Here is an 18489-nt window from a genome sequence, read left to right on the forward strand (position 1 = left end):
CCGCTACCGCTCCGCGCTGGGCCGCACGTGCGCGCGCACCCCCTGCGGGTCGAACAGCACCAGCAGCTCCACCGCCTCCCCGTCGGCGCTGCCCAGCCAGTGCGGCACGGAGGTGTCGAACTCGGCGGCCTGACCGGGCGGCAGGACCAGGTCGCGGTCGCCGACCAGCAGCCGCAGCTGGCCGTTGAGCACGTACAGCCACTCGAAGCCGGGATGGGTCTGCGGGGTTGGTTCGACCGGTTCCCGCCGGGCCGGGATGAGCATCTTGAACGACTGCACCCCGCCCGGCCGCCGGGACAGCGGCACGAAGGTCAGGCCGAACCGGTGGATCGGCTTGAGGTGGATGCGGGGGTCGCCGGTGCGGGGCGCGCCGACCAGGTCGTCCAGTGGCACGTCGTAGGTGCGCGCCAGCGGTAGCAGCAGTTCCAGGGTCGCCTTGCGCTGTCCGCTCTCCAGCCTGGACAGGGTGCTCTCCGAGATGCCGGTGGTCACCGCTAGATCGGCAAGGGTGATGCTGCGGGCGTTGCGCAGCGCCCGCAGCCGCGGTCCGACCGCCTCAAGCACGTTATCCATGTCGTCCACGGGATCAGGTTGCCAGAACGGCAAGAATCCGTGCCAGTCGATCCGGCCGCTGGCGAGACTTGGCCGCATGAACAGCACCGACCCGGTCGCCTTCTGGGACGACCTCTACGCCGCCCGTCCGGCCGCCGACGACCCCAGGCCGAACAGCACGCTCGTCGACCTGACCACCGACCTGCCGCCCGGCCTCGCGCTGGACCTGGGTTGCGGGAGCGGCGGCGACTCGCTGTGGCTGGCCCGCCGGGGCTGGCAGGTCACCGCGGTCGACATCTCGGCCGTGGCGACCCAGCGGCTCGCCGCCCGCGCCCAGTCCCTCGGCCTCGGCGAACACCTCCACGCCCAGAGCCACGACCTGCGCGAATCCTTCCCCAGCGGCAGGTTCGACCTCATCTCCGCGCACTACCTGCACACCCCGTTCGATCTGGACCGGGCGAGCGTCCTACGCACCGCGGCGCACGCGTTGCGCCCGGGCGGGCGGCTGCTGGTCGTGGACCACGGCTCGACCGCGCCGTGGTCCTGGAACCAGGACCCGGACGCGCATTTCCCCTCGCCGCAGGAGGTCGCGGCCGGGCTCGACCTCGATCCGGGGGAGTGGGCGGTGCAGCGGGCCGAGTCGCCGCGCAGGATCGCCACCGGGCCGGGTGGGCGCACCGCCGAGGTCACCGACCACGTCCTGCTGCTCCGGCGGGCCGCATGACCCGCCGCCGCGACCAGCCACCGCCGCGCACCGGCGGCACCGAAGCCGAGACCCTGCGCGGGTTCCTGGACTACCTGCGCGACTCGATCGCGGCGAAGGTGCAGGGCGCGCCCGAACCGCAGGTGCGGACCGCCGGGGTGCCCTCGGGCACCAACCTGCTCGGCCTGCTCAACCACCTCACCTTCGTCGAGCGCGCCACCTTCCTCGGCGCGAAGGTCACCGACTGGCAGGCCACCTTCCACGCCGCACCGCAGGACAGCGTCGCCGAGGTGCTCGCCCGCTACCGGGAGACCGTCGAGCGCGCGAACGAGGTGCTCGACCGCTGCACCGACCTCGGCGCAACGATCCCTGGTGGCCGCGCCAGCGCTCGCTGGGCGCTGACCCACCTGATCGAGAAGACCGGCCGCCACGCGGGCCACGCCGACATCCTGCGCGAGCTCATCGACGGTGCCACCGGGCGCTGATCCACCGTCTACATAGGACAGAGAACATGATCTCCACATCAAGGTTCGCCCGTGCGGCAACGGCTCTTGCGCTGACCCTCCTGCTCACCGGCGCGGCCTGTGCCGCACCGGCCGCCGCCCCCGAGGTGCCCGCGCACGCCGCGGTCACACAGGGCGACCCGAAGTTCGCGGGCACCTTCCGGCACGAGTTCACCGAGGTCGACGGTGTCCGCATGCACTACGTGACCGGGGGCCGCGGCACGCCGGTGGTGCTGCTGCACGGCTGGCCGCAGACCTGGTACGGCTGGTGGCCGATCATGCCCGCGCTGGCCGAGCACCACACCGTCTACGCCGTCGACCTGCCAGGGCTCGGCGACAGCACCGGCACCCCGACCGGCTACGACAAGGCCACCCTGGCCCGCTACGTGCACACCTTGATCGCCGACCGGCTCGGCCTGCGGGACGCCCGCGTGGTCGGGCACGACCTCGGCGCCGCGGTGGCCTTCCAGTACGCCGCCCAGTTCCCGGCCGACACCGCGCGGCTGGGCTACCTCGACCTGCCGCTGCCCGGTCCCGGCATCGACGGGCCCACCTACCGCTCGCTGAGCTGGCACATCGCCTTCCACTCCCAGCGGCGAGTGCCCGAGGCCGTGGTCGGCAACGACGTGCGCGAGTACCTGAAGCTGTTCTACCCACAGGTTTCCTTTGGCGGCACGGCTTTCGGCGGCACCTCGGACCGGTCGCCGTTCACCGAGGACGAGATCAGCGAGTACGCGCGGACCTATGCTCGGCCCGAGGCGCTCTCCGGCGGCTTCGAGCTCTACCGCGCCCTGGACAAGGACGTCCGCGACACCGTGGCGACCGCGCCGGTGCGGGTGCCGGCTCTGGTGATGGCCGCGCAGGGACAGGCGGAGGCGATCAAGGCGACGGTGGCTCCCCGGCTGAGCGACATCGTGCGCGCGGTCGATGTGCCCAAGGCCGGACACTGGCTTGTCGAGGAAAACCCAGGGTTCGTCACCGAGGAACTGTTGCGCTTCTTGAAGGGGTGATCAGTCCTCGGACAGTCCGGCGGCGGTCGGAGGCCCTCGCCGACCACCCGCACCAGCGCTTCGCGCACCACGGCCAGGCTCACCGCGTGCTCCTCGCTATCGTCGACCCCGGCCGCCGCCCGCTCGGAGAGGTACAACGTGACCACCAACGACCCCGCCACCCAACCCGCCGGGAGCGCGGAACGGATCGAGGTGTCCCGGCTCATCCCCGCGCCGGCGAGCGCGATCTTCGCGGTCCTGACCGATCCGTTGGGGCACGTGGACATCGACGCCTCGGGCATGCTCATGGACGCCGAAGGCGAACCGGTCACCCAGGCGGGCGACCGGTTCCGGGTGCACATGGACCGGGAAGCCCTCGGCGACCGTCCCCTCGGCAAGTACCAGGTCGAGGTGATCATCACCACGCTCGTCCCGGAGCGGGAGATCGCCTGGACCGTGGAAGCCGGAGTCCGCCCGCACCTCCGGCACATCTACGGCTACCGCCTGGCCCCCGCCGAGGACGGCACCCTGGTCACCTCCTACTACGACTGGTCGGAGCTCCCCCCGGAATGGAAGCAGCGCCTGGTCTTCCCGGTGGTGCCCGAGTCCGCGCTCAAGGCCACCCTCGGCATCCTGGAGCGCGTGGTCCGCAGGCGAGCCGCCTGATGCCGATCTCTGATCCGCACCGCGAGGTGCTGCGCCGGGAGCTGCCCGGGGCGGACCTCGATGAGCTGGTGGTGCACCGGGGCCAGTTCCACGAGGTGGTCATCGGCGCGGACCGGGTGGTGTGCTTCGCCCGCACCGCCTCGGCCGCGTCCCGGCTACCCGGGCGCGCGTCCCGGCTGCGCTCAATCGCCGACTCGGGCTTCAGCTTCGCCACCCCCGTCCCTCTGTCCGAAGTGGACGGTGACCCTGCCTGCCTGGTGCTCAGCCGGGTTCCTGGCACGCCGCTGGCGGCGGATCGGCTGGCCGCGCGGCCGGTGTTCGAGGCGGTGGCCGCCGGTTTCGGCGCGCTGCTGCGGGAGTTGGCCGGGGTGAAGGCCGGATTGCCGTCGGCGGGCCGCTGGGCAGAGTTCGCGGAGGCTGTCCGGGCCGAGTTGTTCCCGCTGATGTCCGAGTCCGGCCGGGCCAGGGCCGAGGCGGAGCTGGCCGCGGTCACCGCTCTGCCGCACCGGGTCACCGGGCTGGTGCACGGCGACCTCGGCGGCGAGAACGTGCTGTGGTGCGAACAGGACGGCCTGCCGCGACTGTCCGGGGTGGTGGACTGGGACGAGGCCGCGTTGGGGGACCAGGCGGAGGACCTGGCCGCGATCCGGGCCAGCTACGGCGAGGAGATGGCGCGTGCCGTGCTGGCACACCTTCCTCCGGACGAGGGACTGCTTGACCGGGCGACGGCCATCGGCGGCACTTTCGCCTTGCAGCAGGCGTTGTCCGGGCTGCGCGATGGGGACCAGGAGGAGCTGGCGGACGGGCTGCTGGGGTACCGCTGAGCCGGTCAGCGGGGGTAGGTGTGGATCTCGGTTGCCTTCACCGAGGCCCACAGGGTGTCGCCGGGGTGCAGGCGCAGGTCGGCGACGGTGGCGGTGGTGATGTCGGCCAGCACGGCCGGGGTGCCGTCCAGTTCGATCCTGGTGGTGTGCGCGTGCTGTTCGATCCCGGCGACGGTGGCCCGCCAGGTGTTGCGCGGGCTGCCAACGGGTTTCTCCGGGTACAGGCTCACCGCGCTGGGCGGGAACACCACGTGCACCGGGCCGGTGGCCGGTTCGGCGACGGTGAGCGCGCCGCCCTCGTCGAGGTGGATCTCGGTGTCGTGGGCGGTGCCGCGGTAGAAGTTGAGGCCGACCAGGTGGGCGACGTAGTCGGTGCGCGGCTGGCGGACCACCGCGCGCGGGCTGCCCTGCTGCACCACGCGGCCGTGTTCGAGGATGACCAGGCGGTCGGCCAGCACCATCGCGTCCAGCGGGTCGTGGGTGACCAGCAGGGTGTGGCCGGGGTAGTCGCGCAGGTGCCTGCCGAGCTCGGCGCGCACCCGCAGCCGGGTGCTCGCGTCCAGGGCGGCCAGGGGTTCGTCGAGCAGCAGCAGTGCGGGGTCGGTGGCCAGCGCGCGGGCCAGGGCGACTCGCTGGGCCTGGCCGCCGGAGAGGGTGCTGGGCTTGGCCGCGGTGTGGTCGGCGAGGCCGACCTTGGCCAGCCAGTGCGCGGCCCTGGCGTTGGCCTCGGTCTTGCGCTGGCCGCGGGCGCGCAGGCCGAAGGCGACGTTGTCCAGTGCGGTCATGGTGGCGAAGAGCAGGTGGTCCTGGAACACCACGCCGATCGGCCGCAGCTCGGTGGGCAGACCGTCCCAAGTGGACTCACCGAGCCGGATGGTGCTGTCGGAGGCCAAGAGTCCGGCCAGTGCGCGCAGCGCGGTGGTCTTGCCCGCGCCGTTGGGGCCGAGCAGGGCGACCACCTCGCCGGGCTCGATGGTCAGGTCCAGGTCGAGGGCGAAGTTCTCGCGGGTGACTCGCAGGCAGGCGCGCAGGGTCATGAGGCGCCACTGATCCAGCGGTCGCGCAGACCGGCCAGCACGCCGACCGACACCAGCAACAGCACCACGCTGAGCACGATCGCGGCGTCCGGATCGCTTTCCAGCGCGAGGTAGACGGCCAGCGGCATGGTGGTGGTCTCACCGGGGAAGTTGCCGGCGAAGGTGATGGTGGCGCCGAACTCGCCCAGGGCCCGCGCCCAGCACAGCACGGTGCCCGCGACCACGCCGGGCATGATCGAGGGCAGGGTGACCCGGCGGAAGGTGAGCCAGCGGGAGGCGCCCAGGGTGGCGGCGGCCTCCTCGAAGCGGGGGTCGGCCGCGCGCAACGCGCCCTCCACCGAGATCACCAGGAACGGCATCGCCACGAACGCCTCGGCCAGCACCACGCCCGCGGTGGTGAACGGCAGCGAGATGCCGAACCACTGGTCCAGGTACTGCCCGAGCAGCCCGCGCCTGCCCAGCACCAGCAGCAGCGCCACCCCGCCGACCACCGGCGGCAGCACCAGCGGCACCGTGACCAGCGCGCGCAGGAACCCCCGGCCGGGCACCTCGCCGCGGGCCAGCAGCCAGGCCAGCGGGATGCCGAAGAGCAGGCACAGCACCGTGGCCAGGCTCGCGCAGACCACCGACAGCCGCAGCGCCTGGCCGACCTCGGGGCTGAACAGCCTGCCGGGCAAGGTGGTCCAGGGCGCGGTGACCAGCAGCCCGGCCAGCGGCACCAGCAGGAACACCAGCCCGATCACCGCGGGCAGCACCAGGATCAGCGGCCGCCGTCCCCGTGCCCTGCGCGTCTTGGTCATGGGGCCGCGAAGCCGGCTTCGGCGAGCACCGCGCGGCCCTTCTCCGAGCGGACGTAGTCGACAAAAGCCTTGGCGGCCACGGTGTTGGGGGCCTTGGCCAGTGGCGCGATGGGGTAGTCGTTGACCGCTTGGGCGGCCTCGGCGAAGTCCTTGCCCTCGACCTTTCCGCCCGCGGCCTTGACGTCGGTGCGGTAGACCAGCGCGGCGTCGACCTCGCCGAGGGAGACCTTGGTCAGCACCGCTTTGACGTCCTGTTCCAGGGTGTCCGGCCGCGCGGTGATCCCGGCCGCCTCGAACACCTTCTTCGCGGCCGCGCCGCAGGGCACCTGCCCGGCGCACAACGCGATCTTCAGCTCGGCCCTGCCGAAGTCGGCCAGCCCGGTGACCTTGGCCGGATTCCCTTGGGGCACCGCGATCTGCAGCGTGTTCCTGGCGAAGGTCACCGGCGCGGCGGTGACCGTGCCGGTGTCGGTCACCTGCTTCATGTTCGCCGGGGCGGCCGCGGCGAACACGTCGGCGGGCGCGCCCTGGTTGAGCTGCTGGGCCAGCGCCGAGCTGCCCGCGAAGTTGAACTTGACCGTGGTGCCGGGGCTGGCGGCCTGGAAGTCCTTGCCCAGCTTGGTGAAGGACTCGGTCAGCGAGGCGGCGGCGAACACGGTGAGCGTGCCGCCGGCCGGGGAGGAGCCCGGCTGCGCGGTGCCACAGCCGGCCAGCGCCAGCACCGCGAGCACCACGAGCAGTTTCCGCACCTCAGGCCTCCGGGATCTCGACGACGACATGGGTGGACTTGATCGAGGCCACCGCGACGCTGCCGACCTCGAGGCCGAGCTCCTCCGCGGACTCCCGGCTCATCAGCGACACGATCCGGAACGGGCCTGCCTGCATGTCGACCTGCGCCATCACCCCGTCCTTGACCACGCGGGTGACGATGCCCTTCATCCGGTTGCGCGCGGAGGCGGCGACCGTGACGCCGGGCTCGGCCGACTCGGACAGCTGCTGGGCGAAGGCGGCCAGCTCGGTGCCGGCCACGCCCTTGCGGCCGTTGTCCAGCGTGATCGCGGTCAGGCGGCCCTGGTCGATCCAGCGGCGCACGGAGTCATCGCTGACGCCCAGCAGCGCGGCCGCCTCACTGATCCGCAGATTCGGCATGAAAGCGAGTATAGGTCCGCGTCAGCGGATCGCCAGGGCAGGGTAAAGTCCCGCCGCCGTGGACACGTACCTGATGGAGCAGCTCAAGCTGCGCTGGCCAGTGGACTGGACGAAGCCGCACGCCTACTTCGTGCCCGACCCGGCCGAGATCGCCCCGCTGGTGGCCGCCTACCAGGACGTCCTCGCCGGGGTGGACTTCGTGGCCCGCCAGCCCGAGGAATGGCTGCACGCCACCCTGATGGTCGTCGACGGCGTCGCGGCCAGGGACGTGCCAGCAGCTCAGCGGGCGGAGCTCACCGAGCGGCTGCGCGCGGCCGTGCGCGAGGTGCCCGCCTTCACCGTGACCTGCGGTCCGGCGATCGCCGGTCGCAGCAGCGTCGCGCTGGACCTGGTGCCCGACCGGGACTTCGCCGAGCTGACCCGGCGGGTGCGGGCCGCCGCGGCTGCGGTCTTCGGCGCGGAGGCCGTGCGCTTCTCCGGCGGGCGGCCGCACATCACCCTCGCCTACGCCACCGGGGACGGCGACTCCGGGGTGCTGGCCGGGCAGCTGCGCCAGGCCACCGACCTGCGCGCCACGCTCACCGTGGACAGCGTGCGGCTGGTGGACGTGCTGGTGGACACCGAGCTGTGCCAGTTCCGCTGGACCGAGCTCGCCGCACTGGCCCTGGGTCGCTGAGCGGGCCGGGCCCCTCGTCTAGGCTCGCGGGCATGCTGGACACGCAGTACGAAGACCTGCTCCGCCAGGTACTCGACACGGGCGCGCGCAAGCAGGACCGCACCGGCACGGGCACCCGGTCGATCTTCGGTCACCAGCTGCGCTACCGCCTCGCCGACGGTTTTCCGCTGATCACCACGAAGAAGGTGCACTTCCGCTCGATCGCCTACGAGCTGCTCTGGTTCCTGCGCGGCGAGGCCAACGTCACCTGGCTGCAAGAACACGGTGTGACCATCTGGGACGAGTGGGCCGCGCCGGACGGCGACCTCGGCCCGGTCTACGGGGTGCAGTGGCGGTCCTGGCCGACCCCCGACGGCGGGCACGTCGACCAGATCAGTGAGGTGCTGCGCACGCTGCGGGAGAACCCCGACTCCCGGCGGATCATCGTCTCCGCCTGGAACGTGGCCGACATCCCCCGGATGGCGCTGCCGCCCTGCCACGCGTTCTTCCAGTTCTACGTCGCCGACGGCAAGCTCTCCTGCCAGCTCTACCAGCGCAGCGCGGACCTCTTCCTCGGCGTGCCGTTCAACATCGCCAGCTACGCGCTGCTCACGCACATGATCGCCGAGCAGGTCGGCCTGGGCGTCGGCGACTTCATCTGGACCGGTGGGGACTGCCACATCTATGACAACCACGAGGAGCAGGTGCGCACCCAGCTCGCCCGCCAGGCGCGGCCGTTCCCGAGCTTGAGCCTCAAGCCCGCGGACAGCCTGTTCGACTACACCTACGAGCACATCGCCGTCGACGGCTACCACCCGCACCCCGGCATCAAGGCGCCGGTGGCGGTGTGATCGGGCTGGTCTGGGCGCAGTCGGCCAACGGCGTCATCGGCCGCGACGGCACGCTGCCGTGGCACCTGCCGGAGGACCTCAGGCACTTCCGCGCGCTGACCGCAGGCGCGACCGTGCTGATGGGCCGCCGCACCTGGGAGTCGCTGCCGCCGCGGTTCCGGCCGCTGCCGGGCAGGCGCAACCTGGTGCTCTCGCGCACCCCGCAGGAAGGCGTGGAGACCTTCCCCGACCTGGCGCGGGCGCTGGCCGCCGCGGCAGGCGACGTGTGGGTGATCGGCGGCGCGGCGGTGTACCGGGCGGCGCTGCCGTTCGCCGACCGGATCGTGGTCACCGAGATCCGCGAGACCTTCGAAGGGGACACGCACGCGCCGGGGGTGGGCCGCGCGCCGGACTCCGCGGGGGCCTGGCAGGAGTCCGAGACCGGGCTGCACTACCGCTTCCTGACCTGGGACCCCTCGGCCCTCGTTTCTGGCAGCATCAACAGCGGGTAGGCCAACAGCCGAGCCACTGTCGACGCGCCGGAACGGAGCACTTGGTGAAGGTCCACCTCAGCCGCACGCCGTCGCTGGTCGTCGCGCTGATCGTCCTGCTCTGCGGCGGACTGCTCACCGCGCTGGCCTCGGCCACCACGGATCCGCTGCCCTACCCCGCACGCGACGGCTACCGGATCAAGTCCATCCAGCCGGACTCCTGGGCCGACAAGGACACCATCGCGGGCAACAACACCGGCGGGGTGGCGCTGAACCTGGTCTGGGCGGAGTGGGAGCCGAGCCGGAAACCGGCGCCCTGCGCCGAGGGCGAGGAGTTCTTCGACAACCACTGCTTCAGCGTCCCGGCCGAGGTGGACAGCGCGATCAAGGACTGGTCCGCGCGCGGGCTGGTGGTCACCGGCGTCACCTACGGGACCCCGGCGTGGGCGCGCTACGCCAAGCCGTGCTCCCCGGCCGAGCCGGGCTTCGAGGTGCACTGCACGCCGAACCAGGCCGCCGACTACGCCCGGTTCGCCGGCATGCTGGCCCGCCGGTACAGCGGGCTGCGCGGCCACGGGCGGGTGGCCGACTTCGTGGTGCTGAACGAGGTGAACACCAACACCTGGTTCGACATCGGCTGCGGCCAGGGCGTGCCCTGCGACCGGCAGCGGTGGCTCGAAGAGATCGGCGAGCTGTACGTGGCCGCCTACGACCGGGTCATCGCCGAGCAGCCGCACGCCAAGGTGCTGATCTCGCTGGACAACCGGTTCGGCGCGGAGCTGGACAGCCCCGCGGCGCGGGAACCGGTGCTGGCCGGGCAGAACGTGCTGCGCGCGCTGGCCGCGCGGGCCGGGGCGCGGCAGTGGCGGGTCGCCTTCCACCCGTACCCACGGGACCTGCGGCGACCGGAGATCAGCGCGGACGACTTCCCGTACGTCACCTACGGCAACCTGGGCGTGCTGGCCGGGTGGCTGGCCGCGGAGTTCCCCGGCAGCGTCGCGGCCACCGACATCCAGCTCACCGAGAGCGGGATCAACTCCAGCGCGCCGTCCACGCCGGAGCGGCAGGCCGCCGCGGTCTGCGACTCCTTCCGCGCGGTGCTGGGCACCCCTGGGGTGACCAGCCACGTGTACCACCGGATGCGCGACCACCCCGATGAGACCGGCGCCGGGCTCGCGCTGGGTCTGTGGCAGGACAACGGCGCGCCGAAACCGGCGTGGACGACCTGGGCGCTGGCCAACCGCGCCGACCTCGGCCGGGGCGGGCTGTCCTGCGGGTTCGAGCAGCTGCCGCACACCAGGCTGGTGCGCGGGTTCAACCCGGCCCGCGGCCACTGGGCCACCTCCCGGCTGCTGCCGCCCGGCTTCACCGCCCAGCAGTCCTGGTTGCTGCTGCGCGAGCCCGCGGCCCGGGCCGCGGTGCTCTACGAGTGCGGGGTGGGCGGGCACAACCTGCTCACCACCGATCCGCGCTGCGAGGGGCTGCCGCCGCTCGGTCCGGTCGGCTCGGTGCACACCGCCCCCGCGCCGGGCCGGACCGCGCTCTACCGCTGCCTGGTGCCGCGGACCGGCGACCACTTCGTGGCCGCCGATCCGCAGTGCGAGGGTCACCGGGCCGAAGCGCTGCTCGGCTACACGGCGGCCTGAGCGCGGCTCAGCCTGCCGGGACGGGCAGCGGCATGCCGGGCACGTTCTGGTCCGCCGGGACCACGCCGTCGACCAGGTAGGCGTTGACGATCTTGTCCACGGCCGGGTTGCCCATGCCGTAGACGCCGTGGTCGCCCTCGCCGGTCACGGTCAGCAGCCGGGAGTTCGCGAAGCCCGCGCGCGCCCGGCGCGCGCCCTCGATCGCGGTGGCCCCGTCGTGCTCGGCGTGCACGATCAGCACCGGCGGCACACCCTTGCCGTCCAGCTTGGGCAGCGGGCGCGGCTGGTTGTCCCAGAACGCGCACACCTGGAAGCCCATCCAGCCGCTGTGCAGGGTCTGGCCGCGGTCGAGGAACTGCTGCGAGCGGCGGATGAGCGACTCGCGGTCACCGGTCCACGGACCGTCGTTGCACAGCGTGTTGAACAGCGTGGCCAGCAGCGCGTCCGGCGCCTCGGCCCGCTGCTTGGCCACGCCCTCCTTGAGGCCGTCCCGAGCCTCGATCTTGGCCTGTTCCGGCGTGCCCGGCTCAATCAGCGTGCGCAGCCGGACGAAGTCCTCGGCCAGCGCGGTGAACCGGGCCTTGGACTTGAGCTCGCCGAGGGTGCGCAGGTCCAGCTCGCTCGGGCCGATCTTCACGCCGTCGATGACCACCGGCTTGCGGCTGAGCGCCTGCCGGATCCGTTCGTAGGTCTGCCGGGCCGCCTCGGCGGTGGCACCGAAGTGGTACTTGCCGTCGTAGCGGGCGATCCAGGGCAGAAAGTCCTGCCGCCAGCGCCGCTCGAAGGCCATCGGCTGCCAGTCGAAGGACTGCTGCCAGCTCGCGGTGAACTCGGTCGCGGAGTCCAGCACGAACCGGCCGACCCGGTTCGGGAACCGCTGGGCGTAGTGCGCGCCCAGCCAGGTGCCCGCGGAGTAGCCGATCCAGTTGATCTTGTCCCGGCGCAGCAGCACCCGCAGCAGGTCCAGGTCCTTGGTCATCTGGAAGGTGTTGATGAACGGGCCCAGCTCGCCGGAGGCCTTCCGGCAGTCGGCCGCCTGCCGCCGCACCGTGTCCACGACCAGGTCCAGGTTGCGCGGGTCCCGGTTGCGCGAGTCCGGGATCAGCTCGGGGCTCATCGCGCCGCCGCAGCTGACATTGGTGCTCTTGCCGGTGCCCCTGGTGTCGATGCCGATGACCTCCTGGTGCTCCCGCAGCTTGCTCTGGTTGCGGAAGACCGCGGGCAGCGTCCGGCCGGGGCCGCCGGGGCCGCCGGGGTTGGTCAGCACCGAGGCAGTGGCCTTCCCGGTGGCGGTGAACCGGCTGATCGCGATGGTCAGCTCCGGCCGCTGGTGCGGGCGCTCCCAGTCCCTCGGCGTGCGGTAGGTGGCGCACTCCAGCTCCGGCACCGGCGAGGGCAGCTCCTCGGCGGTGCACAGGTGCCAGTCCAGCGCCTGTTTCGCGTAGCGGGCCGGGATGTGCGTGGTGTTCAGCGCCTCGGCCGGGTCGGCCAGCGCCGGGGACATCCCGGCGATGAGCCCACCCGCGAGCACCGGGACGACCACGGCGGCGAGCGATCGCCTGCGCATGTTGTTCCCCCTCTTTCGGGTCGATCCTGCGGACACCGAAGAGTCCAAACCGTGCCGTCGCGGCACAGTCAATAGCGGCGGCTGACCGGTTCCGGCAGGGGGGCCGGGGGGCCGGGGGCACGGCGTCGATGGTCGTCGAACGCGTTCGACTACGGCGACAGCGGTGTGTTGCCACGATTCCTCTTGCGTGCCAAGGTGGAAAACGCTTTCCTAGCTTGGAAACGCCCCGGCATCGGGAGGTCCCATGATCAACCGTCGGACAGTGCTGTTCACCGCCGCGGCCGCCGCCGCGGGCAGTGCCCTGCGTGCGGGCACGGCGCACGCCGCCACCACCGTGCCCGTCGACCCGGGCGCCGACCACGGGCGCTGGGAAGGCTGGGGCACCTCACTTGCCTGGTGGGCCAACGTCTTCGGCGACCGCGAGGACTTCGCCGACCTGTGGTTCACCACCAAGTCCGTCAGCTACCGGGGCCTCGCGCTGCCCGGCCTTGGCATGAACATCGCCCGCTACAACCTAGGCGCGTGCGGCTGGAACACCGTCGACGGGGCGAAGATGGCGGTCTCGCCCAACATCCCCCGGTTCAAGCAGATCGAGGGGTTCTGGCAGGACTGGCGCAACGAGGACCCGGCGTCCTCGGCCTGGAAGTGGTCGGCGGATGCCAAGCAGCGCGCGGCGCTGGTCATGGCGACCCAGCGCGGCGCGATCAGCGAACTGTTCGCCAACTCGCCGATGTGGTGGATGTGCGCCAACCACAATCCGTCCGGATCGGCCAGCGGCGGCAACAACCTCCAGTCCTGGAACCACCGCCAGCACGCCGCCCACCTCGCCGAGGTGGCCCGGCGCGCCAGGGACAGCTGGGGCGTGCGCTTCGCCACCGTCGAGCCGTTCAACGAACCGTCCTCGGACTGGTGGCGGGCGGACGGCAAGCAGGAGGGCTGCCACATCGACGCCACCACCCAGCGCAGCGTGCTGCGGCACCTGCGCGCGGAGCTGGACCGGCGCGGCCTGTCCGCCACCCGGATCTCCGCCTCCGACGAGACCAGCTACGACCTGGCCCGCACCACCTGGAACAGCTTCGACGCCGCCACCAAGGCGATCGTCGACCAGGTCAACGTGCACGGCTACCAGGGCGCGGGCGGCCGCCGCGACCTGCTGGGCCGGGAGGTGCGCGCCGCCGGGAAGGTCCTGTGGAACTCCGAGAGCGGTGAACGTGACGGCACCGGCCTGACCATGGCGCGCAACCTGTGCCTGGACTTCCGCCACCTGCACCCGACCGCCTGGTGCTACTGGCAGGTGATGGACCCGACCCCGGACTGGGCGCTGATCGCCTACGACCCGAACACCCTGCAGCCCGGCGCGGTGCAGACCAAGCTCTACGTGCTGGCCCAGTTCACCCGGCACATCCGGCCAGGGATGCGGATCATCGGCGCGGCCGCCGACAACGCCGTGGCCGCCTACGATCCCGCCGCCCGCCGCCTCGTCCTGGTGGCCGTCAACCCCGGCGCGGCCCAGACGATCACCTTCGACCTGTCCCGGTTCCGCACGCTCCCGACGGGGACGATTCCGCGTTGGTCCACGCAGACCTCCGGCGGCGGCGACAAGTACACCCACCGGGTGGACGCCCGCCTGGACGGCAAGCTCCTGCGCTCCGCCTTCGCCGCCGGGGCGGTGCAGACCTTCCAGCTCGACGGGGTGGTGGTCTGACACCGGCACGCCAGGCGGTGTCCCGGGGTTTCCACCGGATGGCGGTCATCGCCCAATGGCGCAGCGGGCGGCGGCTAACTGACTCCCTGCGAGAGCAGTAGGGTCGCGACTGTCATGACAGCGCCCAGCGCCTGCTCGCTGCCTCGTCGATGAACCGCACCGCCCCGCGCAGGTCGTGCATCCGCCGCGCGTGCTCCGGGATCTCGACCTCCGCCCAGCCCGGACCGGCCAGCACCAGCACCGTCCGCCGGTCCTCGGTCAGCTCCCGCGCCGGAGCGGCCAGCGCGGTCTCCGGCTGGTGCGACCACACCACCGTCACCAGCGGACGCAACCGGTGCACCGCGCCCAGCAGCGCGGCCGGGGGCACCCTGGCGCCGAGCATGCGGGAGCTGCGGCGCAGGCCGGCCAGTGCGGCGGCGAGGGCGTCCAGGGGCAGGGTGTGCTGTTCGTCGGGGGCGGCGGCGAGCAGTGCGCACAGCCTGCCCTGTTCGGGGAGGTGGGTGAGCTCGCGCAGCACGTGCTCGATGCTGTCGCTGATCACGTGCTCGATCTCCACGCCGCTGCCCGACTCGGCCACCCGCTGGCCGAGCTCGACCAGCACCGGCGTGCACACCCGTTCCCAGGCCGCGATCACGCCGAACTCGGCGATCGCGGTGCGGGTGAGGTGGCGCAGCGCGGGCGCGTCCATGCGCAGCGCGGCCGCGTGCAGTCCGCGCACGGCCGACTCGGTGGTCAGCTCGGGCGTCGCGGGGAACACCGGCCCGGCCGCCGGGTCCGGCTCGGCGAGCGCGGTGGCCGCCGCCGCGGCCGCGGCCATGCCCTGGCCGGTCAGCTCGACCATGCGGCGGAGCCTGCGCACGTCCTCCTCGGTGTAGCGGCGGTGCTTGCCCGGCTGGTGCGCGCCGGGGCCGAGGCCGTAGCGGCGTTCCCAGGTGCGCAGGGTGATCGCGGAGACGCCCAGTCGCTGGGCCACCGCTTTGGGCGTCCACTCACCCGAGGCCGACTTCTCCCCAGGTCCGATCATGCCGGGACGCTCCCCTCATCTTCGCCGCTGCTGGGTGATCAGCTCGCGCAGCTCATTCTCTCCAAGGCCGCCCCAGACCCCGAACACCTCCTCGGTCTCCAGCGCGTGCCGCCTGCACTCCGGCACCACCGGGCAGGAGGCGCAGACGGCCTTGGCCGCCTCCTCGCGGGCCGTTCGGCTGACGCCTCGGGCGTTGAACGGGTGGAAGAACAGCGCCGCGTCGCGGCCCCGGCAGGCGGCGCGCAGCTGCCAGTCCCACTCCTCGGCGACCGGTTTGGGCAATCGGCTCAGTTCGGGCATCACCGGCTCCTTCCTGGCTGAGGGTTCCGCCCCCTACGGTAGAACCGATTCGCAACCGATTCAACTCGAAGGCCGGCGCTCGGCCGTGCCGGTGATGTTGCGGGCCATGCCGCCGAAGACCACCGCGTGGAAGGGCGCGACCGACTTCCAGTACAGGTGCCCGGCAAGGCCGTGCGGTTCGAAGATCGCCCGCTGTCGGTACACCGAGCCGCCGGAGTCCGCCGGGGTCACCGACAGTTCCAGCCAGGCGCGGCCGGGCACCCGCAGCTCCGCGCGCAGCCGCAGCAGGCGCGGGCGGTCCAGGTGTTCCACCCGCCACCAGTCCAGGGCCTCGCCCGCGCGCAGGCGGCGCGGGTCGCGGCGGCCCCTGCGCAGGCCGGCCCCACCGGCCAGGCGGTCGATCCAGCCGCGGACCGACCAGGCCAGCGGGAAGGAGTACCAGCCGTGCTCGCCGCCGATGGCCTCGATCACCCGCCACACGGTCTCAGCCTCGGCGGGGGTGTGCCGTTCGCGGACGTCCAGGTAGCGGGTGCCGCCGGACCACTCCGGGTCGGTGGGCAGCGGGTCGGCCGGGTCGCCCGCGTCCGACCAGCGGGTCGGCACGTCGGCGTCCCTGATCCGGGCCAGCGCCAGCTCGATGGCCCGCTCGTAGGGGGTCAGGCCGCCGTCGGGGCCGGGGATGTGCGCGGCGATGTCCTTGTCCTGCTGGACGACCTCGTGCACCAGCGACTCGATCAGCGGCACCGCGATGCTGTTGGGCACCGGGGTCACCAGGTTCACCCACTGCGCGGACAGCCACGGGGTGAGCACCGGCACCGGCAGCACGAGCCGGCGCGGCAGCCGGGCCACCACCGCGTACCGGCGCATCATCGCCAGGTAGGTGAGCACGTCCGGGCCCGCGATGTCGAAGCCCCGGCTCACCTCCGGCGGCAGCTCGGCGGCGCGCACCAGGTAGTGCAGCACGTCGCGGACCGCGATCGGCTGGATCCGGTTGCGCACCCAGCGCGGGGTGACCATCGCGGGCAGCCGTTCGGTGAGGTGGCGCAGCATCTCGAAGCTGGCCGAGCCGGAGCCGAGGATGATCGCCGCGCGCAGCACCGCGGTGGGCACCCCGGAGGCGAGCAGGATCTCCCCGACCTCCGCCCGCGAGGCCAGGTGCGGCGACAGCTGCTCCCCGGTCGGGGTGATCCCGCCCAGGTAGACGATCCGGCGCACGCCCGCCTCGGCGGCGGCTCGCGCGACCGTGCGGGCGGCTTCGCGGTCCAGGGCCACGAAGTCGCGGCGGTTCAGCGAGTGCACCAGGTAGTAGACGACCTCCTGGTCCCGCACGGCCTCGGCGACGGAGTCCGGATCGAGGACGTCGCCCGGCACGATCTCCGCCGAGGCCCGCCAGGGCACCTCGGCCAGCTTGCCGGGGTCGCGGGCCACTGCCCGCACCCGGTGCCCGGCGCGCAGCAACGCGGGCACCAGCCTGCCGCCGAGGTAGCCGGTGGCGCCGAAGACGACACAACGCATGCTGGTCACCAGCTCAGTTCAGTCGCCAGATGGCGAAGTTCAGCGCCCCGGCGAAGCTCACCCAGGCCCAGTACGGCAGCAGCAGCACCGCCGCGGTCCGGTGCAGCGGGAAGAAGCGCCACACCGTCACGCCGATGGCCACCCACATCAGCACCAGCTCGGCGAAGGCCAGGCCGTACAGCCGCGCGCCGAAGAAGATCGGGGTCCAGGCCGCATTGAGCGCCAGCTGCACGCCGTAAGCCGCGAGGGCGGAGCGGGCCGCCGGGCCGCTGGTGTGCCGCCAGAGCAGCCAGCCGGAGATGGCGATCATCGCGTAGAGCACCGTCCACACCGGACCGAACAGCCAGGACGGCGGGGCCCAGGACGGCTGGCGCAGGGCCAGGTAGTCGGCCGAGGTGCTCGTGCTGGCCAGCGCGCCCAGGCCCGCGGCGAGCACGACCGAGACGGCGAAGACCGCGCCGGCGCCGAGCTGGCGGGGCACGGTCGGGTGGGTGGCAGCGGCCACGACTCCTCCGAGCTGAATCGAATGTGAATCGATTCTAGGATGGCGGCAGGAAGTGGACAACCGGAAGGCCGGCCGCCGGATGTCGCGATCTCTAGACTGGGCGGGGTGTTCGACTCGGCCGACTTCGACCTGGCGCCGTATGCGAACCCCGGCTCGCCGAAGTCCGTGCGGCGGGAGTACTGCAGCTGGGGCGAGTCCGGCTGGCGGTCGATGCTCGTGCAGAGCTTCGAGCACGCCCCCGAGGCCGAGTGCCTGCCGCTGCCCGGCGTGGCCGACCTGCACCTGGTGCTGTGCGTGGCCGGGGACGTGGACATCCAGGTGAGCGCCGACGGCAGACCGGTCCGCCGCCGCTGGGTGCCCGGCAGCCTGGAGCTGATGGTGCCTGGCCTGGCCAGCGTGCGCAGCTACCGGTCCAGGTCGGCGATGCGCACCGTCCAGGTGCACATCCCGTCCGCGACCGTGCGCCGGACCGCGGCCCAGCTCGGCGGCGCGGAACCGGACTTCCAGGCGCTCTCGGCCGCGCTGACCGCGGGCGACCCGCTGGTCGAACACCTCGTCCGCGCCCTGCCCGCCGCCCAGGACGCCAACGACCTCTACGCCGAGTCCGCCGCGGCCTTCCTGGTCACCCACCTGCTCACCCAGGGCAGACAACCGCGGCGGCCCGGCCCCGAGCACACCGCGGTCCGCGCGGCCGCGGCGATCATGCGGGACCGGCTGGCCGAGCCGCTGCGGGTGGCCGACATCGCCGCCCAGGTGCACCTGAGCGTCTTCCACTTCATCCGGGTGTTCCGGGAGGCGACCGGCGAGACCCCGCACCGGCACCTGACCCGGCTGCGGATCGAGCAGGCCCGGCGACTGCTCACCGGCACCAACCTGACCATCGACCAGATCGCCGAACGCTGCGGCTTCGCCAGCCCAGGCGCGCTGTCCTCGGCTTTCCTCGGCCAGGTCGGCGTCCGGCCCTCGGTCTACCGCAAGATCTGACCGATACCGGGCAATCCACCGCATGTCCCACGGTCGCGGCCCGG

Annotated in this window: 21 protein-coding genes; 11 read left to right on the forward strand and 10 right to left on the reverse strand. The window is 72.7% G+C overall.

Features of this window, described 5'->3' with window-relative positions; genetic code table 11:
• Window positions 1–3: 3 nt before the first annotated feature.
• Window positions 4–573, reverse strand: coding sequence for a helix-turn-helix domain-containing protein (locus ACWDY5_RS31020; protein ID WP_449725730.1), 570 nt, complete (start codon window positions 571–573; stop codon window positions 4–6).
• A gap of 76 nt (window positions 574–649) precedes the next feature.
• Here ACWDY5_RS31020 and ACWDY5_RS31025 point away from each other — a divergent pair, with 76 nt between their 5' ends.
• The 5 genes from ACWDY5_RS31025 to ACWDY5_RS31045 all read left to right on the forward strand — a co-directional run bounded on the left by ACWDY5_RS31025 (window position 650) and on the right by ACWDY5_RS31045 (window position 4237).
• A complete protein-coding gene (locus ACWDY5_RS31025) occupies window positions 650–1276 on the forward strand; it encodes a class I SAM-dependent methyltransferase (protein WP_449725685.1) in 627 nt (208 codons plus the stop codon).
• Complete coding sequence (locus ACWDY5_RS31030; protein WP_449725686.1) at window positions 1273–1740, forward strand: DinB family protein; 468 nt, start codon at window positions 1273–1275, stop codon at window positions 1738–1740. Before ACWDY5_RS31025 ends, ACWDY5_RS31030 begins: the two co-directional genes overlap by 4 nt.
• 26 nt (window positions 1741–1766) lie before the next feature.
• On the forward strand, window positions 1767–2768 hold the full coding sequence (locus tag ACWDY5_RS31035) for an alpha/beta fold hydrolase (RefSeq protein ID WP_449725687.1): 1002 nt from the start codon (window positions 1767–1769) through the stop codon (window positions 2766–2768).
• A gap of 138 nt (window positions 2769–2906) precedes the next feature.
• Entirely contained in the window at window positions 2907–3413 is a 507-nt protein-coding gene (locus tag ACWDY5_RS31040) for an SRPBCC family protein (protein WP_449725688.1), read from the forward strand.
• Window positions 3413–4237, forward strand: a complete 825-nt coding sequence (locus tag ACWDY5_RS31045; RefSeq protein ID WP_449725689.1) for a phosphotransferase family protein — start codon at window positions 3413–3415, stop codon at window positions 4235–4237. Before ACWDY5_RS31040 ends, ACWDY5_RS31045 begins: the two co-directional genes overlap by 1 nt.
• A gap of 5 nt (window positions 4238–4242) precedes the next feature.
• Here ACWDY5_RS31045 and ACWDY5_RS31050 read toward each other — a convergent pair whose 3' ends face one another.
• Genes ACWDY5_RS31050 through ACWDY5_RS31065 form a run of 4 tightly spaced genes read right to left on the reverse strand, consistent with a single transcriptional unit; the run spans window position 4243 to window position 7223 of the window.
• Window positions 4243–5274, reverse strand: coding sequence for an ABC transporter ATP-binding protein (locus ACWDY5_RS31050; RefSeq protein WP_449725690.1), 1032 nt, complete (start codon window positions 5272–5274; stop codon window positions 4243–4245).
• Entirely contained in the window at window positions 5271–6074 is an 804-nt protein-coding gene (gene modB, locus ACWDY5_RS31055; RefSeq protein WP_252481452.1) for a molybdate ABC transporter permease subunit, read from the reverse strand. The genes ACWDY5_RS31050 and modB overlap by 4 nt, the downstream gene beginning before the upstream one ends.
• Complete coding sequence (gene modA, locus ACWDY5_RS31060; RefSeq protein ID WP_449725691.1) at window positions 6071–6823, reverse strand: molybdate ABC transporter substrate-binding protein; 753 nt, start codon at window positions 6821–6823, stop codon at window positions 6071–6073. Before modA ends, modB begins: the two co-directional genes overlap by 4 nt.
• A 1-nt stretch (window position 6824) precedes the next feature.
• Entirely contained in the window at window positions 6825–7223 is a 399-nt protein-coding gene (locus ACWDY5_RS31065) for a TOBE domain-containing protein (RefSeq protein ID WP_449725692.1), read from the reverse strand.
• A 58-nt stretch (window positions 7224–7281) separates the two neighbouring features.
• Here ACWDY5_RS31065 and ACWDY5_RS31070 point away from each other — a divergent pair, with 58 nt between their 5' ends.
• The 4 genes from ACWDY5_RS31070 to ACWDY5_RS31085 are packed head-to-tail and all read left to right on the forward strand — an operon-like array spanning window position 7282 to window position 10845.
• On the forward strand, window positions 7282–7899 hold the full coding sequence (locus ACWDY5_RS31070; protein WP_449725693.1) for a 2'-5' RNA ligase family protein: 618 nt from the start codon (window positions 7282–7284) through the stop codon (window positions 7897–7899).
• Between the two features lie 32 nt (window positions 7900–7931).
• Window positions 7932–8729 (forward strand): thymidylate synthase, encoded by a 798-nt coding sequence (locus ACWDY5_RS31075; RefSeq protein ID WP_449725694.1) that lies wholly within the window; start codon window positions 7932–7934, stop codon window positions 8727–8729.
• Window positions 8726–9220 carry a dihydrofolate reductase gene (locus tag ACWDY5_RS31080; RefSeq protein WP_449725695.1) on the forward strand — a complete coding sequence of 165 codons (495 nt, stop codon included), beginning with the start codon at window positions 8726–8728 and terminating at the stop codon, window positions 9218–9220. Before ACWDY5_RS31075 ends, ACWDY5_RS31080 begins: the two co-directional genes overlap by 4 nt.
• A gap of 44 nt (window positions 9221–9264) precedes the next feature.
• Window positions 9265–10845, forward strand: coding sequence for a DUF5722 domain-containing protein (locus tag ACWDY5_RS31085; protein WP_449725696.1), 1581 nt, complete (start codon window positions 9265–9267; stop codon window positions 10843–10845).
• A 7-nt stretch (window positions 10846–10852) separates the two neighbouring features.
• Here the strand turns inward: ACWDY5_RS31085 and ACWDY5_RS31090 are convergent, their stop codons facing one another.
• Window positions 10853–12412, reverse strand: a complete 1560-nt coding sequence (locus ACWDY5_RS31090; protein ID WP_449725697.1) for an alpha/beta hydrolase — start codon at window positions 12410–12412, stop codon at window positions 10853–10855.
• Window positions 12413–12656: 244 nt separating this feature from the next.
• On the opposite strand from ACWDY5_RS31090, the gene ACWDY5_RS31095 reads away from it, so the two are divergent.
• A complete protein-coding gene (locus tag ACWDY5_RS31095; RefSeq protein WP_449725698.1) occupies window positions 12657–14117 on the forward strand; it encodes a glycoside hydrolase in 1461 nt (486 codons plus the stop codon).
• A 112-nt stretch (window positions 14118–14229) separates the two neighbouring features.
• On the opposite strand, the gene ACWDY5_RS31100 is transcribed toward ACWDY5_RS31095, so the two are convergent.
• The 4 genes from ACWDY5_RS31100 to ACWDY5_RS31115 are packed head-to-tail and all read right to left on the reverse strand — an operon-like array spanning window position 14230 to window position 17461.
• Window positions 14230–15141, reverse strand: coding sequence for a MerR family transcriptional regulator (locus ACWDY5_RS31100; RefSeq protein ID WP_449725699.1), 912 nt, complete (start codon window positions 15139–15141; stop codon window positions 14230–14232).
• A gap of 15 nt (window positions 15142–15156) precedes the next feature.
• A complete protein-coding gene (locus tag ACWDY5_RS31105) occupies window positions 15157–15441 on the reverse strand; it encodes a WhiB family transcriptional regulator (RefSeq protein ID WP_449725700.1) in 285 nt (94 codons plus the stop codon).
• 60 nt (window positions 15442–15501) lie between these two features.
• Window positions 15502–16956 carry an SDR family oxidoreductase gene (locus ACWDY5_RS31110; RefSeq protein ID WP_449725731.1) on the reverse strand — a complete coding sequence of 485 codons (1455 nt, stop codon included), beginning with the start codon at window positions 16954–16956 and terminating at the stop codon, window positions 15502–15504.
• A 13-nt stretch (window positions 16957–16969) separates the two neighbouring features.
• Complete coding sequence (locus ACWDY5_RS31115; RefSeq protein WP_449725701.1) at window positions 16970–17461, reverse strand: TspO/MBR family protein; 492 nt, start codon at window positions 17459–17461, stop codon at window positions 16970–16972.
• Window positions 17462–17566: 105 nt separating this feature from the next.
• Between ACWDY5_RS31115 and ACWDY5_RS31120 the strand changes: the two genes are divergently transcribed.
• Window positions 17567–18445: a helix-turn-helix domain-containing protein gene (locus tag ACWDY5_RS31120; protein WP_449725702.1), complete on the forward strand. Its 879-nt coding sequence runs from the start codon at window positions 17567–17569 to the stop codon at window positions 18443–18445.
• Window positions 18446–18489 lie beyond the last annotated feature (44 nt).

It is taken from the genome of Crossiella sp. NPDC003009 (assembly GCF_053591555.1).

Bases quoted from the DNA above. Each gene is read 5' to 3' on its own strand.
- ACWDY5_RS31020 (WP_449725730.1), bottom strand. From the start codon at position 573: ATGGATAACGTGCTTGAGGCGGTCGGACCGCGGCTGCGGGCGCTGCGC.
- ACWDY5_RS31025 (WP_449725685.1), top strand. From the start codon at position 650: ATGAACAGCACCGACCCGGTCGCCTTCTGGGACGACCTCTACGCCGCC.
- ACWDY5_RS31030 (WP_449725686.1), top strand. From the start codon at position 1,273: ATGACCCGCCGCCGCGACCAGCCACCGCCGCGCACCGGCGGCACCGAA.
- ACWDY5_RS31035 (WP_449725687.1), top strand. From the start codon at position 1,767: ATGATCTCCACATCAAGGTTCGCCCGTGCGGCAACGGCTCTTGCGCTG.
- ACWDY5_RS31045 (WP_449725689.1), top strand. From the start codon at position 3,413: ATGCCGATCTCTGATCCGCACCGCGAGGTGCTGCGCCGGGAGCTGCCC.
- ACWDY5_RS31050 (WP_449725690.1), bottom strand. From the start codon at position 5,274: ATGACCCTGCGCGCCTGCCTGCGAGTCACCCGCGAGAACTTCGCCCTC.
- modB (WP_252481452.1), bottom strand. From the start codon at position 6,074: ATGACCAAGACGCGCAGGGCACGGGGACGGCGGCCGCTGATCCTGGTG.
- ACWDY5_RS31065 (WP_449725692.1), bottom strand. From the start codon at position 7,223: ATGCCGAATCTGCGGATCAGTGAGGCGGCCGCGCTGCTGGGCGTCAGC.
- ACWDY5_RS31075 (WP_449725694.1), top strand. From the start codon at position 7,932: ATGCTGGACACGCAGTACGAAGACCTGCTCCGCCAGGTACTCGACACG.
- ACWDY5_RS31090 (WP_449725697.1), bottom strand. From the start codon at position 12,412: ATGCGCAGGCGATCGCTCGCCGCCGTGGTCGTCCCGGTGCTCGCGGGT.
- ACWDY5_RS31095 (WP_449725698.1), top strand. From the start codon at position 12,657: ATGATCAACCGTCGGACAGTGCTGTTCACCGCCGCGGCCGCCGCCGCG.
- ACWDY5_RS31100 (WP_449725699.1), bottom strand. From the start codon at position 15,141: ATGATCGGACCTGGGGAGAAGTCGGCCTCGGGTGAGTGGACGCCCAAA.
- ACWDY5_RS31105 (WP_449725700.1), bottom strand. From the start codon at position 15,441: ATGCCCGAACTGAGCCGATTGCCCAAACCGGTCGCCGAGGAGTGGGAC.
- ACWDY5_RS31110 (WP_449725731.1), bottom strand. From the start codon at position 16,956: ATGCGTTGTGTCGTCTTCGGCGCCACCGGCTACCTCGGCGGCAGGCTG.